Origin of the sequence: Salmonella sp. A29-2 (assembly GCF_020150755.1) — a bacterium.
GTDB lineage: Bacteria > Pseudomonadota > Gammaproteobacteria > Enterobacterales > Enterobacteriaceae > Salmonella > Salmonella enterica.
In genome coordinates this window covers 2,154,983-2,169,777 of record NZ_CP083731.1, presented here as the reverse complement: position 1 = coordinate 2,169,777, position 14,795 = coordinate 2,154,983, and the positions used below count along the sequence as shown (strand labels likewise).

The window sequence follows — 14,795 nt, the reverse complement described above, 5'->3', positions numbered from 1 at the left end:
ACTCCTTAACGATCTTTCGGGTCGAGGGCATCACGCAGGCCATCGCCAATAAAGTTAAAACAGAATAACGTCACCACGAGAAAGCCAGCCGGAAACAGCAGCAGCCACGGTGAGACTTCCATTGAATTTGCGCCATCGCTCAACAACGCTCCCCAACTGCTTAACGGTTCCTGCGTCCCAAGCCCCAGGAAACTGAGGAAAGACTCAAACAGAATCATGCTGGGCACCAGCAACGATGCATACACTACCACTACGCCCAGGACGTTAGGCACAATATGGCGGATCACAATGCTGGCGGTCGACACACCACCCACCTGCGCGGCTTCGATGAACTCTTTACGTTTAAGACTTAGGGTTTGGCCACGCACGATACGCGCCATATCAAGCCAGGAGACCATGCCGATGGCGACGAAAATCAACAGAATGTTCTGCCCAAAAAACGTCACCAGCAAAATCACAAAGAACATAAACGGGAACGAGTTGAGGATCTCCAACAACCGCATCATCACAGAATCAATTTTGCCGCCCAGATAGCCGGACAGCGAGCCATACAGCGTTCCGACAATGACCGCCACCAGCGCGGCGGCAATCCCGACCATTAATGAGATACGCCCGCCGATGGCAACGCGCACCAACAGATCGCGCCCGGAAGAGTCAGTGCCGAAATAGTGACCGGACGCCATATCCGGCGCGCTGGACATCATGCCCCAGTCGGTATCGAAATAGGTAAATTGCGACAGCATAGGCGCCACTGTCACGAACAGGGCTATCAGAAACAGGACAATAAGACTGGCCACCGCCGCACGGTTATGCATAAAGCGTCGGCGGGCATCTTGCCAAAGGCTGCGACCTTCCACCTCCAGCTTTTCACTGAAATTTTCCAGCGTCTCGCTGTTTTTCTTACTTAACATCATCGCGAGCTCCAGTATCAATAGCGAATTTTCGGGTCGATAACGGCATAGAGCACATCGACAATGGCGTTAAACAATATGGTCAGCGCCCCAACTAAAATGGTCAAACTTAACACCAGCGAGTAATCGCGGTTGAGCGCGCCATTAACGAAAAGCTGCCCAATGCCCGGTAAGCCATAAATCGTTTCAATCACCATTGAGCCGGTAATAATGCCGACAAAGGCTGGCCCCATATAGGATAAAACCGGCAGCAGCGCAGGTTTTAACGCATGGCGGAAGATGATTCTGCGCATCGGTAATCCTTTTGCCCGCGCGGTACGAATAAAGTTCGAATGCAGAACTTCAATCATTGAGCCGCGCGTAATACGAGCGATGCTGGCAATATAGGCCAGTGAAAGCGCGACCATCGGCAGGATCATAAATTTCAACGCCCCGCCGTTCCAGCCGCCGCCAGGCAGCCATTGCAAGGTTATTGCAAAGACCATCACCAGTAGCGGCGCTACCACAAAACTGGGGATAACGACGCCGGTCATGGCAAATCCCATCACCGTATAATCCCATCGCGTATTTTGCTTTAGCGCGGCAATCACGCCAGCGCTGACACCAATAATGACCGCCAGCAAAAAAGCGGCGGCGCCAAGTTTCGCCGAAACGGGGAAGCTGGCGGCAACCAGATCGTTGACCGTGTAATCTTTATATTTAAACGATGGTCCAAAATCGCCATGCGCCAGCTGCTTCAGGTAGCTGAAGTACTGCGTCATGATGGGATCGTTCAGATGATATTTTGCTTCAATATTGGCCAGCACTTCCGGCGGCAATGCGCGCTCGCCGGTAAAAGGACTCCCCGGCGCGAGGCGCATCATAAAGAAAGAGATGGTAATAAGAATAAACAGCGTCGGAATCGCTTCCAGACAGCGGCGTAAAATAAATTTCAACATTGCCCGTACCTTCTGGCCTGTGCCTTTACTTCCCGGACGTGACAAACAGATCCGCCAGAGAAAGTTATAGTGCGATGAAAAAAGACACCATGGGACAACCGCAGTTGTCCCATGTCTTGCCATTAATGTTTGATAATATATAAGTTTTTCACATAAATATTATCCAGCGGGTCTTTACCGGTATACCCGCCCACCCAAGGTTTCACCAGGCGCGCGTTAACGTAGTAATACACCGGCACAATAGCCGAGTCTTTATCTAACTGCTGCTCCGCTTTAGCGTAGAGTTCGCTGCGCTGCGTATCGTCCGCCACTTTCAGCGTGTCGGCAATCAGCTTATCAAACGCCGGGCTCTTATAATGCGCGGTGTTATTTGAACTGTCGGACAACATGGTATTCAGGAACGAGGTCGGTTCATTATAATCTGCGCACCACCCGGCTCTGGCGACATCAAAGGTGCCCTGATGACGGGTGTCCAGGAAGGTTTTCCATTCCTGATTCTCCAGATTCACATTGACGCCCAGATTTTTCTTCCAGATAGACGCCACGGCAATGGCCAGTTTTTTATGCAGATCGGAGGTGTTATACAGCAGGTCGAATGTTAAGGGCTTATCCGCCGTAAAGCCGGCTTCAGCCAACAATTTCTTCGCTTCTTCATTACGCTTTTGCTGGGACCATTTGAACCACTCAGGCTCTACCAGTTTTGCGCCATCGGTATACGGCGGCGTGTAGCTATAAGCGGGTAAATCGCCCTGATTTTTAACCTTATTAACAATAATGTCGCGATCTAACGCCAGTTTCAGCGCGGTACGCACGCGGACATCGTTAAACGGCGCTTTTTGATTATTAATTTCGTAATAATAGGTACACAAATAAGGGTCTACGCGGACTTCATTCGGGATCTCTTTCTTCAGTTTCTGGAATAATTCGATCGGCATATTGTTATAAGTCATATCGATCTCGCCGCTGCGGTAGCGGTTGACATCCGTCACCTCCGAAGAGATCGGCAAATAAGTTACCTGATTGATGACGGTTTTGGCGTTATCCCAGTATTGCGGGTTACGCTCCAGCACGATACGTTCGTTCACCACCCAGTTTTTTAACTTATAAGCGCCGTTAGTGACAATATTGGCTGGTTGTGTCCATTTATCGCCAAATTTTTCGACCGCCGATTTCGGTACAGGAGACACTGAAGGGTGGACCAACAATTTGTAGAAATAAGGCACCGGCTCACTTAAGGTCACTTCAAAGGTGTGATCATCAAGCGCTTTTACCCCCAGATCGGTGGCGGGTTTTTTACCGGCGATAATGTCATCGATATTAACGATATGACCGTATTGCAGATAGCTGGCGTACGGCGATGCCGTATTAGGATCGGCCAGGCGTTGCCAGCTATAAACGAAATCATGGGCGGTGACGGGCGTACCATCTGACCATTTCGCATTTTCACGTAGATGGAATGTCCAGACTTTAAAATCTTTATTTTCCCATTTTTCCGCGACGCCCGGTGAAGGATGCCCCTCGACATCACTAATTAATAAGCCTTCGAAGAGGTCACGACTGACGTTCGATTCCGGCACGCCTTCAATTTTATGCGGGTCGAGAGACTGCACTTCTGATCCATTATTACGTACCAACGTTTGCTTGTCGGCTAACTGAACGCCGGCGGGCACGTCTGCCGCAGTCGCGGCGCTGGCGGCGATGAGCGCAGTGAGTATTCCCGCTGCAATCAAACTTTTTTTCGTGATGTTAGACATTGTGTTTGTACTCCACTCATTATAATTACTGGTTTTTACCAGCCTGTTTAATCCCGTCAGGGTTCCTGTACAGCACTGGTGGTGTACTGCCAGGTCTGTCACTGCTTTTGCTATCACCGACTTTATTTATTCTGACGATTCGTTCGATCGCCTTTCGTCGATTCGGTATACGACGTACCTGCCCACGTCGCACGTTATTTCTGACAACCATGTAAATGAAAATAGTTATCAACAATGTGAAATCTTCTGCAAAATGTTTGGCCGAAAAGTATCAAATGCGTTTCTGAACCGCCAATTCATTTTACAATTTTGTTAACCAATTCTCTTTTATGGAAAATTTCCTGCTCAGAAAAACAGTTAAAGAATGTTAAAAATATTTTATTTATTCTTTATAATCAATAAGTTGAAAGAAAATCGCCTCGCTGTCACATCGTAGGATATACCTGCGCCAGAAAACACACACAAATTTAACAAATGCTCATTATTTAGCACATTCATCTACGATGGAGCTGAAACAACTAATAACATTTCAATAATCCTTCATCAAGCCCCAGAGTATGGTGTGAATAAAATAACAGACCTACCGCTTCTCACGGACTCAGTAATGTTGATAATAGTTTGATTAATAAAAATAAATATCGTTAGATTATATTAGTATTTTTTATCATTAAAACGCTGAATGCTTATCAAAGTAAGAAGTGTTACGTGGGAATGTCACTGGGAATGTCACAAGGCGGCCCCCTTAGGGCGCCGCCTGTAAATCAACAGGTGGGAGTTTAGTTGAGCAAGCCGGGGAAAATGCCTTTTATTCCTGTGACAATAAATTCGATGCCGAGCGCCATTAACAACAACCCCATGATTCGGGTAATAACGTTGATACCGGTTTGCCCCAGCAAACGAACCAGCCACGGCGCCATACGGAACACGCCCCAGCAGCAAAGCGCAAAAAGCGCAATGGCAACTGAAAAACCAAGCAAATGCGCGATGCTGTGATAACGCGTCCCCCAGACGATAGTGGAGCTAATCGCCCCAGGCCCCGCCATTAACGGCAGCGCTAACGGCACAACGCCAATGCTCTCGCGTATGGCCGTCTCTGACTTTTCTTGCTTGTTTTGTTTATCTTCCCCCAGCTTCCCGCTGATCATCGACATTGCAATGGTGACAACCAGAATACCGCCCGCAATTCTGAACGAATCAATAGAAATACCAAACAGCTGCAGGATGCCATCGCCGAGGAATAAGGAACTCCACAAGATAATCGCGACCGACAGATTCGCGGTGAGGTTAGTTTTATTACGCGCCGTGGCCGTCTGGTAGCTGGTCATGCTGATGAAAACGGGGATAATCCCCACCGGGTTAACCAGCGCAAAGAGCCCGATAAAGAACTTAAAGTAAACAGGAAAATCAAAAAGCGGTTGAATCACGGTTAGCTCCGAAGCGTTAGCCGGATGAAGTCAATTTTCGTTAATGATCAAAACGCGCAGAAGATACGCCTTTTATTCGCATAGTTCACCTCTTATCTACACCTAATTTCATCCATTCATCGCTGTTATTTATATGTACTCGTTATGCTAATCCACTCACTCTTCATGACAACGATTTCTTAACAATTTACATAAAAGGCTAAAATGGCCTGCTGAAAGGTGTCAGCTTTGCGTAATCTTGATTTAGATCACACAATCGCTACTCAGAAGTGAGTAATCTTGCTTACGCCACCTGGACGTAACGCGTTAGAGTTAAATGATACTAACGCAGAAGCTCTTTTAGTAAATCAGAGCGAAACGGACGTTAAGTAACCACCTGAATTTCAGGCATTTATACAAAGTATCGTCGATCTGTCTATACTCACGTATCGCGCAGATGATTTACTAAAAAAGTTTAACATTATCAGGAGAGCATTATGGCTGTTACTAATGTCGCTGAACTTAACGCACTCGTAGAGCGTGTAAAAAAAGCCCAGCGTGAATATGCCAGTTTCACTCAAGAACAGGTCGACAAAATCTTCCGCGCCGCCGCTCTGGCAGCCGCTGATGCCCGCATTCCGCTGGCCAAAATGGCCGTCGCCGAATCCGGTATGGGTATCGTGGAAGACAAAGTGATTAAAAACCACTTCGCTTCTGAATATATTTACAACGCCTATAAAGATGAAAAAACCTGCGGCGTGCTGTCTGAAGACGACACCTTCGGGACCATCACCATTGCTGAACCTATCGGCATTATTTGCGGTATCGTTCCAACCACTAACCCGACCTCTACCGCGATCTTCAAATCGCTGATTAGCCTGAAGACCCGTAACGCCATCATCTTTTCTCCGCATCCGCGCGCTAAAGAAGCAACCAACAAAGCGGCAGACATCGTTCTGCAAGCGGCTATCGCTGCCGGCGCGCCGAAAGATCTGATTGGCTGGATCGATCAACCTTCCGTAGAACTGTCTAATGCGCTGATGCACCACCCGGATATTAACCTGATCCTCGCCACTGGCGGTCCAGGCATGGTTAAAGCTGCATACAGCTCCGGTAAACCGGCAATCGGCGTAGGCGCAGGCAACACCCCGGTTGTCATTGATGAAACCGCTGATATCAAACGCGCTGTGGCGTCTGTTCTGATGTCTAAAACCTTCGATAACGGCGTAATCTGTGCTTCTGAACAGTCTGTTGTCGTTGTTGATTCCGTCTATGATGCCGTTCGCGAACGTTTCGCCAGCCACGGCGGCTACATGCTGCAGGGCCAGGAGCTGAAAGCGGTTCAAAACGTTATCCTGAAAAATGGCGCTCTGAACGCCGCTATCGTCGGTCAGCCAGCCTACAAAATTGCTGAACTGGCAGGCTTCTCCGTACCAGAAACCACCAAGATTCTGATCGGTGAAGTTACGGTCGTTGACGAAAGCGAACCGTTCGCACACGAAAAACTGTCTCCGACTCTGGCGATGTACCGTGCGAAAGATTTCGAAGAAGCGGTAGAAAAAGCAGAAAAACTGGTCGCTATGGGCGGTATCGGTCACACCTCCTGCCTGTACACTGACCAGGATAACCAGCCAGAACGCGTTGCTTACTTCGGTCAGATGATGAAAACCGCGCGTATCCTGATCAACACCCCGGCCTCTCAGGGTGGTATCGGTGACCTGTACAACTTCAAACTCGCACCTTCCCTGACGTTGGGTTGTGGTTCTTGGGGTGGTAACTCCATCTCTGAAAACGTTGGTCCGAAACACCTGATCAACAAGAAAACCGTTGCTAAGCGAGCTGAAAACATGTTGTGGCACAAACTTCCGAAATCTATCTACTTCCGCCGTGGCTCTCTGCCCATCGCGCTGGATGAAGTGATTACTGATGGCCACAAACGTGCGCTCATCGTGACTGACCGCTTCCTGTTCAACAACGGCTATGCAGACCAGATCACCTCTGTGCTGAAAGCGGCTGGCGTTGAAACCGAAGTCTTCTTCGAAGTTGAAGCCGACCCGACGCTTTCCGTTGTTCGCAAAGGCGCTGAGCTGGCTAACTCCTTCAAACCGGACGTGATCATCGCGCTGGGCGGCGGTTCCCCGATGGACGCCGCGAAAATCATGTGGGTCATGTACGAACATCCGGAAACTCACTTCGAAGAACTGGCGCTGCGCTTTATGGACATCCGTAAACGTATCTACAAGTTCCCGAAAATGGGCGTGAAAGCGAAAATGATCGCCGTCACCACCACTTCCGGTACCGGTTCTGAAGTCACACCGTTTGCGGTTGTGACCGACGATGCAACTGGTCAGAAATATCCGCTGGCTGACTATGCCCTGACCCCGGATATGGCGATTGTCGACGCCAACCTGGTGATGGATATGCCGAAGTCCCTGTGTGCGTTCGGTGGTCTGGATGCGGTAACTCACGCCCTGGAAGCTTACGTTTCCGTACTGGCTTCTGAGTTCTCTGACGGTCAGGCTCTGCAGGCTCTGAAACTGCTGAAAGAAAACCTGCCGGCGTCTTACCACGAAGGGTCTAAAAACCCGGTTGCGCGTGAACGTGTTCACAGTGCAGCGACTATCGCCGGTATCGCGTTTGCCAACGCCTTCCTCGGTGTATGTCACTCCATGGCGCACAAACTGGGCTCTCAGTTCCACATTCCGCACGGTCTGGCGAACGCCCTGCTGATTTGTAACGTTATCCGCTACAACGCGAATGACAACCCGACCAAGCAGACCGCTTTCAGCCAGTACGATCGTCCGCAGGCACGCCGTCGTTACGCTGAAATTGCTGACCACCTGGGCCTGAGCGCGCCGGGCGACCGTACCGCCGCTAAGATTGAAAAACTGCTGGCATGGCTGGAAAGCATTAAAGCTGAGCTGGGTATTCCTAAGTCTATCCGTGAAGCAGGCGTACAGGAAGCTGACTTCCTGGCACACGTTGACAAACTGTCTGAAGATGCCTTCGATGACCAGTGCACCGGCGCTAACCCGCGTTATCCGCTGATCTCCGAACTGAAACAGATTCTGCTGGATACCTACTACGGTCGTGATTTCACCGAAGGTGAAGTTGCAGCGAAGAAAGACGTCGTTGCCGCACCGAAAGCAGAGAAAAAAGCGAAAAAATCCGCTTAATTCGTTATCTGCTTTAGCATGACAAAAACGGCCTCAATTGAGGCCGTTTTTTTGTTTTACCTGTTTATCTGATGCCTGAAGGCGCTATGCTGATCATCTGGCCTACGCGCTCACGGCACGCCCTTCGTCAGGAGGCCTGAATAATGACCTCCAAAGCGCTACAGGGCGTTTTATAAGCCGATCTTTACCTCAGGTATCATATGTGCCGATGACGCTCCTGAATCGCCGTCAGTGAGCCCTCCTCCAGCGCGTCCTTATAATGCTTACGGCAAACTGAAACGTAGCGTTCATTCCCGCCAATAACCACCTGTTCGCCTTCGTTATAAGGCCTGCCGTCCTGATCAAGGCGCAGAACCATACTGGCTTTACGACCGCAGAAACAGATAGTTTTTAATTCCACCAGCTTATCTGACCATGCCAGCAAGTATTGGCTGCCGACAAAGAGCTCCCCACGAAAGTCTGTTCGTAGCCCATAGCAAAGTACTGGAATATCTAATTTGTCGACAACCTCGGATAATTGATAAACCTGCTGGCGAGTCAAAAACTGGCTTTCGTCGACTAACACGCAATGTATTGTCTGCCGCGCGCTCTCGGCACGAATCTCTTCAAACAAGGATGTATTTTGGTTAAACAATTTTGCCGGCGACGACAAACCGATACGAGAGCTGACTTTGCCTGCGCCGAAACGATCGTCGATTTCCGCCGTATATACGACGGTACGCATCCCGCGTTCCTGATAATTGTATGAAGATTGCAGCAGTGCAGTCGACTTACCCGCATTCATTGCCGAATAGTAGAAATATAGCTGTGCCATTGGTCGCAGGACCTCACCTGAGTGAAATAAAGATTGGCGGGATTGTACCATAATTTACCGACGCGACGGCGCGGCTCGCGCTCCGGTGAGTATTAAGAATTGTACAAACATCGCTCACTATACCCAAAATAATTCGCGTTGCTTAAAGGCGGCAAGGGAGTGAGTCCCCAGGAGCATAGATAACTCTGTGGCTGGGGTGAGCGAGCGTAGCCAACACATAAGCAACTTGAAGTATGAAGGGTATATACACATTCCTTCACAAATTATGCCGTTAAAATTCATCAACAATGCTTATCATCACCCGCCAATATGAAAACCTTGTACTTATTGTTACCGTTACTCATACCCGGTGCAAAGTAATAGGGTTTTCTTGTAAGGAAAGCTAATACAAGAGATTGATATCTCTGCAATGAGATCGTATTTCATCATGATAAAATGTGACCTGACTCCTAAATTTTTAGCGACAGACGGTGAGTATCCCCCCTGCCAATAAGCTCTTTTTTGTGCGGCGCCTCAAGGAAAATTTAAGTTGAGATAATTAAAACGTGTGCTTAATAAAGCGTAATTTTGAATTCCTTACATTCCTGGCTATTGCACAACTGAATTTATCGCTCTATTATTAGCTCAACAAACCACCCCAATATAAGTTTGAGATTACTACAATGAGCGAAGCACTTAAAATTCTGAACAACATCCGTACTCTTCGTGCGCAGGCAAGAGAATGTACTCTGGAAACGCTTGAAGAAATGCTGGAAAAATTAGAAGTTGTCGTTAATGAGCGTCGTGAAGAAGAAAGCGCTGCTGCTGCTGAAGTGGAAGAACGCACTCGTAAACTGCAACAGTATCGTGAAATGTTAATTGCCGACGGCATTGACCCGAATGAACTGCTGAATAGCATGGCTGCCGCTAAATCCGGCACCAAAGCTAAACGCGCAGCTCGTCCGGCTAAATATAGCTACGTTGACGAAAACGGTGAAACTAAAACCTGGACTGGCCAGGGTCGTACACCGGCTGTAATCAAAAAAGCAATGGAAGAACAAGGTAAGCAACTGGAAGATTTCCTGATCAAGGAATAATTTACTTCCTGGATGCTTAAAATCCCGCCGCTGGCGGGATTTTTTTTGCCTGAGTTCTCCGCTGACGACCCCAGGCATAAAAAAAGCGCCGGATTTACCAGCGCTTCTGTTAAAAAATTTATAACGTATCGTTACTTCTTAATACCCATTTCTTCTTCAAGCCAGGCTTTAAATTCAGCACCCAGCGAATTATGACGGATGCCATATTCAACGAATGCCTGCATATATCCTAACTTATTACCACAGTCATGGCTTTTACCCTTCATGTGGTAGGCTTCAACCGTTTCTTTTTCGATCAGCATATCGATAGCATCGGTCAACTGAATTTCATCCCCGGCGCCCGGAGGGGTTTTCGCCAGCAACGCCCAGATATCCGCGCTCAACACATAACGCCCGACAATCGCAAGGTTAGACGGCGCGACATCCGCTTTTGGTTTTTCAACCACGCCAACCATCGGCACACTTTCGCCCGGCGCCAGCTCAACGCCTTTGCAATCGACCACGCCGTATGCAGTCACATCTTCTACTGGCTCAACCATAATCTGGCTATTGCCGGTTTCGTCGAAACGGCGGATCATTTCAGCCAGGTTATCCTGAGACAGGTCGGACTCATATTCGTCAAGAATAACGTCTGGCAGAATAACAGCGACAGGTTCGTTTCCGACAACGGGATGCGCGCACAATACGGCATGGCCCAGGCCTTTTGCCAGCCCTTGACGTACCTGCATAATAGTGACATGCGGAGGGCAAATAGACTGAACCTCCTCCAGAAGCTGACGCTTAACGCGTTTTTCCAGCATCGCTTCCAGCTCAAAACTGGTATCAAAGTGGTTTTCAATAGAGTTTTTAGACGAGTGCGTAACAAGCACGATTTCAGTAATGCCAGCAGCGATACATTCGTTCACGACGTACTGAATTAATGGCTTATCAACCAGCGGCAGCATCTCTTTCGGGATAGCTTTGGTCGCTGGCAGCATCCTGGTTCCCAATCCCGCGACCGGGATAACGGCTTTTTTGACTTTCGAATTAAGGGCAGCCATTTAAAATTCTCCTGGACTGTTCATGTATTGAACGTGTTCATTAATCTGTATCGTGTTCCAGTATATCAGTACCAGAACAAGCCTCAGGTCCAAAAAGGACTTATATTGGTATAATTAAGACAAATACTTATAAATCTGCCGCAGATAGTAACACTCGTCGGGAAAGGCCGGTAAAGCAATTTCCGCTCACTCTTCCGTTTGGTCATTCCGCAGACAACATCAATCGCAGGCGCCCTCCTGCGCCCCATATTTGACACTGCCACGAGTCGCAACGCTGGCTTAATTGGTTAAGGTAGGCGTTACCCAATGTTCCTAGCGGCACGCCGCTGCTAATTTGAACCTGATGAGCGCCCGTATTTAAGGTGGCGTTCAATCCGGCGGAGACGAGAATCAAATTTTTGAGCTCACTGTGATAGTAGCCGACAAATAGCGGGAATTGCCCAGGTAAATTGGCTTGTCTGAGCAGATGATTTACCTGTTTTAATAGCGCGCCTAACTCCGGTAAACGGTGCTTTTGTTGGCCGAGCTGATCCTGCAATAAGCCGTTAAATAGCGCTCGCAGCAACAATGCGGCTAACACGCCGTTATCGCCCGCCCGGGTGACATCCAGGCAATAAAATGCCAGTTCGTTATCAGATAGCGGCGCAATATCCAGCACCAGTCCAGGCTGATCGGCGGAGACGAGCTGCCGGTAATTAATGCGGCAATGGGAAATCACCTGCTGTACCGGGGGCTGCAATTCCTGCAACAATTGCGCTGCGGCGGTTGGATTACTCACCATTGCATCCCAGTCACGAAACAGGCGTTCTTCTTCTTCAACCCGCGAGTTAAACATATTAGGGTATAAGCAAGCGAATACGGTTTCCCGCAAGCGGTTGAGATCTTTTACCGGCTTCAGCAAGACATCTTCAACCCCAAGGCGTAACGCTTTGGCGATATCCGCCATATTTTCTGTTGCGGAAATAACCAGAATAGGCGTCTGGTCTCCGCGATTACGTAAGTTTTCTACCAGTTTGAGACCGTTCATTCTCGGCATAGCGATATCACATATCATGAGATCAGGGGTAAAACGCCCCATCAACTCCAGGGCATCCACCCCGTCGCCTGCCAATGCCGTTGTCGCTCCCAAAGAGGAAAACCACGAATCCAGAAGCGAGCGAAATACAGGCTCGTCTTCAACAATAAGAATCTGTTTTCCGACCAATGGCTGCGTCATGTTCTCTCCCCTGACTGGCTTTAATCAATAGTGGCATGGTATTGCCGCTTGCGCCTGTCAGAATTTGCTTAAGTGATCGTAAAAGGTACATTAAACGTCGGTACGCACCAAGGGTATAAGTTCGTCCATCTTTTTCTCTACGGCTAACTGACCCGCCGCAATAGCGGCATGGGCGCGATGAAAATCCAGCGTAGAGATTTGCGGACAGAATGGTTGAATGAGAATATCAGGCGGATCGCCAGCCATACGGTTACGTTTAAGACGATTTTCCAACACCTGAATGGAGGTTGTCATGATTTCCATTGCCCCAGGCGAACTCACGCCACGGCGTGAAGTCAGGCTACTGAAACGTTCTTTTAAACGCTTATGCCAGGGCAGCGCATCATCGCTCTCTTCATTGATATTCCCGACATTTACAGAGAGTAAATCTTGCTGCATGAGGTGGGCATCATGTTGCAGGTCTACCGCAATAACGATATCGGCCCCCAGCGCCCTGGTTAACGAAACAGGTACCGGATTAACGACTGCGCCATCTACCAGCCAGTAACCGTTATGCTCAACCGGAGACATCAGCCCTGGCATACTGCACGACGCGCGTACGGCAAGGTGTAGATCGCCTTCAGTAAACCATAGCTCTCGTCCAGTGCTAAGATTCGTCGCGACCGCGCCAAAACGTCTTGAACAGTGGTCAAAATCCGTGACGGGCATAATATCCCGATAGTGATTAAATACGCGTTCGCCGCGAAGCAACCCTCCTCTGCCCCAGGATACATCCATCAGGCGTAAAACATCCCAGTAGCGGAATGAACATACCCACTGTTCAAGCGCCGATAATTTATTACAGGCATACGCGGCGCCGACCAGTGAACCTATTGAGCATCCTGCAACGATATCAATATCAATGCCTGTTTGCTTGAGGGCTTTGATGACCCCAATATGAGACCATCCTCTCGCTGCGCCAGATCCCAGCGCCAGCCCTATTTTCATTTTTCTCATCGTACTTAACGACTTCCCCTGGCTTCAAGACGTAGCAACATCGCCACTGCTCAGTTAACATAATGCCACCCTGGCGTTCAACGCCGTTTTTTATATTCAGGGAGATTATTGTGTCTCAGCCTTGTCCCTGTGGTAGCGCTGACGAGTATAGCCTATGTTGTGGTCGTATTGTGTCCGGAGAACGAGTAGCACCCGATCCGTCACATCTCATGCGCTCTCGTTACTGCGCTTTTGTGATGAAAGACGCAGATTACTTAATTAAGAGCTGGCATCCAACCTGCAATGCGGCCGCGTTTCGTGATGATATCATCGCCGGATTTGCCAATACCAGGTGGCTCGGCCTGACTATTTTTGAACATACCTGGTCAGAAGCAGAAAATACAGGGTATGTTAGTTTTATCGCGCGTTTTTCCGAACAAGGGAAAACCGGGGCGATTATCGAACGTTCTCGTTTTATCAAAGAAAACGGTCAGTGGTATTATATTGACGGTACCCGCCCGCAGTTGGGTCGAAACGATCCCTGCCCGTGCGGTTCAGGCAAAAAATTTAAAAAGTGCTGCGGCCAGTGACGCCTGACAGTATCGATACAGCAAACACTCTCAACAGGATTTTTCCGGCAATGCAATCACTACAACGTAAAGTTCTGCGTACTATTTGTCCCGATCAAAAAGGCCTTATCGCGCGGATTACCAACATTTGCTATAAGCACGAGCTTAATATTGTGCAAAACAATGAATTTGTGGACCATCGCACCGGACGCTTTTTTATGCGGACCGAGCTGGAAGGCATCTTCAATGATTCCACTCTTCTGGCCGATCTGGACAGCGCCTTACCGGAAGGCTCTGTTCGTGAACTCAATCCCGCCGGACGCCGTCGGGTAGTGATTCTGGTTACCAAAGAGGCGCATTGTCTGGGCGACCTGCTGATGAAAGCCAACTATGGCGGGCTGGATGTTGAAATCGCCGCGGTCATTGGCAACCATGAAACGTTACGCTCGCTGGTTGAACGTTTTGAGATCCCTTTCGAACTGGTCAGCCATGAGGGATTAACGCGTGAAGAGCATGACACGAAGATGGCGGACGCCATTGATGCCCATCAACCGGACTATGTGGTGCTGGCCAAGTATATGCGTGTTTTGACGCCAGGTTTTGTGGCGCGCTTCCCGAACAAAATTATCAATATCCACCACTCATTCCTGCCGGCGTTTATCGGCGCGCGTCCTTATCATCAGGCCTATGAGCGCGGCGTGAAAATCATCGGCGCTACCGCGCACTATGTGAATGATAATCTGGATGAAGGCCCAATCATTATGCAGGACGTGATTCATGTCGATCACACTTACACCGCAGAAGATATGATGCGTGCCGGGCGCGACGTTGAGAAAAACGTATTAAGCCGCGCGCTGTATCAGGTTCTGGCGCAGCGGGTCTTTGTTTACGGCAATCGGACGATTATTCTTTAATCGTCAGTA

At 49.0% G+C, this 14,795-nt stretch carries 12 protein-coding genes; 4 read left to right on the top strand and 8 right to left on the bottom strand.

Translation table 11 applies throughout. From position 1 onward, the window contains the following. Nucleotides 1–5 precede the first annotated feature (5 nt). From oppC to K8W53_RS10575, 4 genes are all read right to left on the bottom strand, one after another. Entirely contained in the window at nucleotides 6–914 is a 909-nt protein-coding gene (oppC, locus tag K8W53_RS10590) for an oligopeptide ABC transporter permease OppC (protein WP_000979653.1), read from the bottom strand. A 14-nt stretch (nucleotides 915–928) separates the two neighbouring features. Continuing rightward, nucleotides 929–1,849 carry an oligopeptide ABC transporter permease OppB gene (oppB, locus tag K8W53_RS10585; RefSeq protein ID WP_000911097.1) on the bottom strand — a complete coding sequence of 307 codons (921 nt, stop codon included), beginning with the start codon at nucleotides 1,847–1,849 and terminating at the stop codon, nucleotides 929–931. A gap of 122 nt (nucleotides 1,850–1,971) precedes the next feature. After that, entirely contained in the window at nucleotides 1,972–3,603 is a 1,632-nt protein-coding gene (oppA, locus tag K8W53_RS10580) for an oligopeptide ABC transporter substrate-binding protein OppA (protein ID WP_023182233.1), read from the bottom strand. Nucleotides 3,604–4,379: 776 nt separating this feature from the next. Next, on the bottom strand, nucleotides 4,380–5,027 hold the full coding sequence (locus K8W53_RS10575) for a YchE family NAAT transporter (RefSeq protein ID WP_000615840.1): 648 nt from the start codon (nucleotides 5,025–5,027) through the stop codon (nucleotides 4,380–4,382). Nucleotides 5,028–5,503: 476 nt separating this feature from the next. On the opposite strand from K8W53_RS10575, the gene adhE reads away from it, so the two are divergent. Beyond that, nucleotides 5,504–8,182, top strand: coding sequence for a bifunctional acetaldehyde-CoA/alcohol dehydrogenase (gene adhE / locus K8W53_RS10570; RefSeq protein ID WP_000301678.1), 2,679 nt, complete (start codon nucleotides 5,504–5,506; stop codon nucleotides 8,180–8,182). A 196-nt stretch (nucleotides 8,183–8,378) separates the two neighbouring features. Here adhE and tdk read toward each other — a convergent pair whose 3' ends face one another. Further along, entirely contained in the window at nucleotides 8,379–8,996 is a 618-nt protein-coding gene (gene tdk, locus K8W53_RS10565; protein ID WP_000068097.1) for a thymidine kinase, read from the bottom strand. A 662-nt stretch (nucleotides 8,997–9,658) separates the two neighbouring features. Here tdk and hns point away from each other — a divergent pair. Then, a complete protein-coding gene (gene hns, locus K8W53_RS10560; protein WP_001287383.1) occupies nucleotides 9,659–10,072 on the top strand; it encodes a histone-like nucleoid-structuring protein H-NS in 414 nt (137 codons plus the stop codon). Nucleotides 10,073–10,203: 131 nt separating this feature from the next. Here hns and galU read toward each other — a convergent pair whose 3' ends face one another. The 3 genes from galU to rssA all read right to left on the bottom strand — a co-directional run bounded on the left by galU (nucleotide 10,204) and on the right by rssA (nucleotide 13,324). After that, nucleotides 10,204–11,112: a UTP--glucose-1-phosphate uridylyltransferase GalU gene (gene galU, locus K8W53_RS10555; protein WP_000729450.1), complete on the bottom strand. Its 909-nt coding sequence runs from the start codon at nucleotides 11,110–11,112 to the stop codon at nucleotides 10,204–10,206. Between the two features lie 202 nt (nucleotides 11,113–11,314). Continuing rightward, nucleotides 11,315–12,328 (bottom strand): two-component system response regulator RssB, encoded by a 1,014-nt coding sequence (rssB, locus tag K8W53_RS10550; protein WP_000193432.1) that lies wholly within the window; start codon nucleotides 12,326–12,328, stop codon nucleotides 11,315–11,317. 90 nt (nucleotides 12,329–12,418) lie between these two features. Then, nucleotides 12,419–13,324, bottom strand: a complete 906-nt coding sequence (gene rssA / locus K8W53_RS10545; protein ID WP_001230575.1) for a patatin-like phospholipase RssA — start codon at nucleotides 13,322–13,324, stop codon at nucleotides 12,419–12,421. Between the two features lie 110 nt (nucleotides 13,325–13,434). Between rssA and K8W53_RS10540 the strand changes: the two genes are divergently transcribed. Further along, nucleotides 13,435–13,893 (top strand): YchJ family protein, encoded by a 459-nt coding sequence (locus K8W53_RS10540; RefSeq protein WP_001540172.1) that lies wholly within the window; start codon nucleotides 13,435–13,437, stop codon nucleotides 13,891–13,893. Between the two features lie 50 nt (nucleotides 13,894–13,943). Then, nucleotides 13,944–14,786 (top strand): formyltetrahydrofolate deformylase, encoded by an 843-nt coding sequence (gene purU / locus K8W53_RS10535; protein ID WP_001191156.1) that lies wholly within the window; start codon nucleotides 13,944–13,946, stop codon nucleotides 14,784–14,786. Nucleotides 14,787–14,795: the final 9 nt, after the last annotated feature.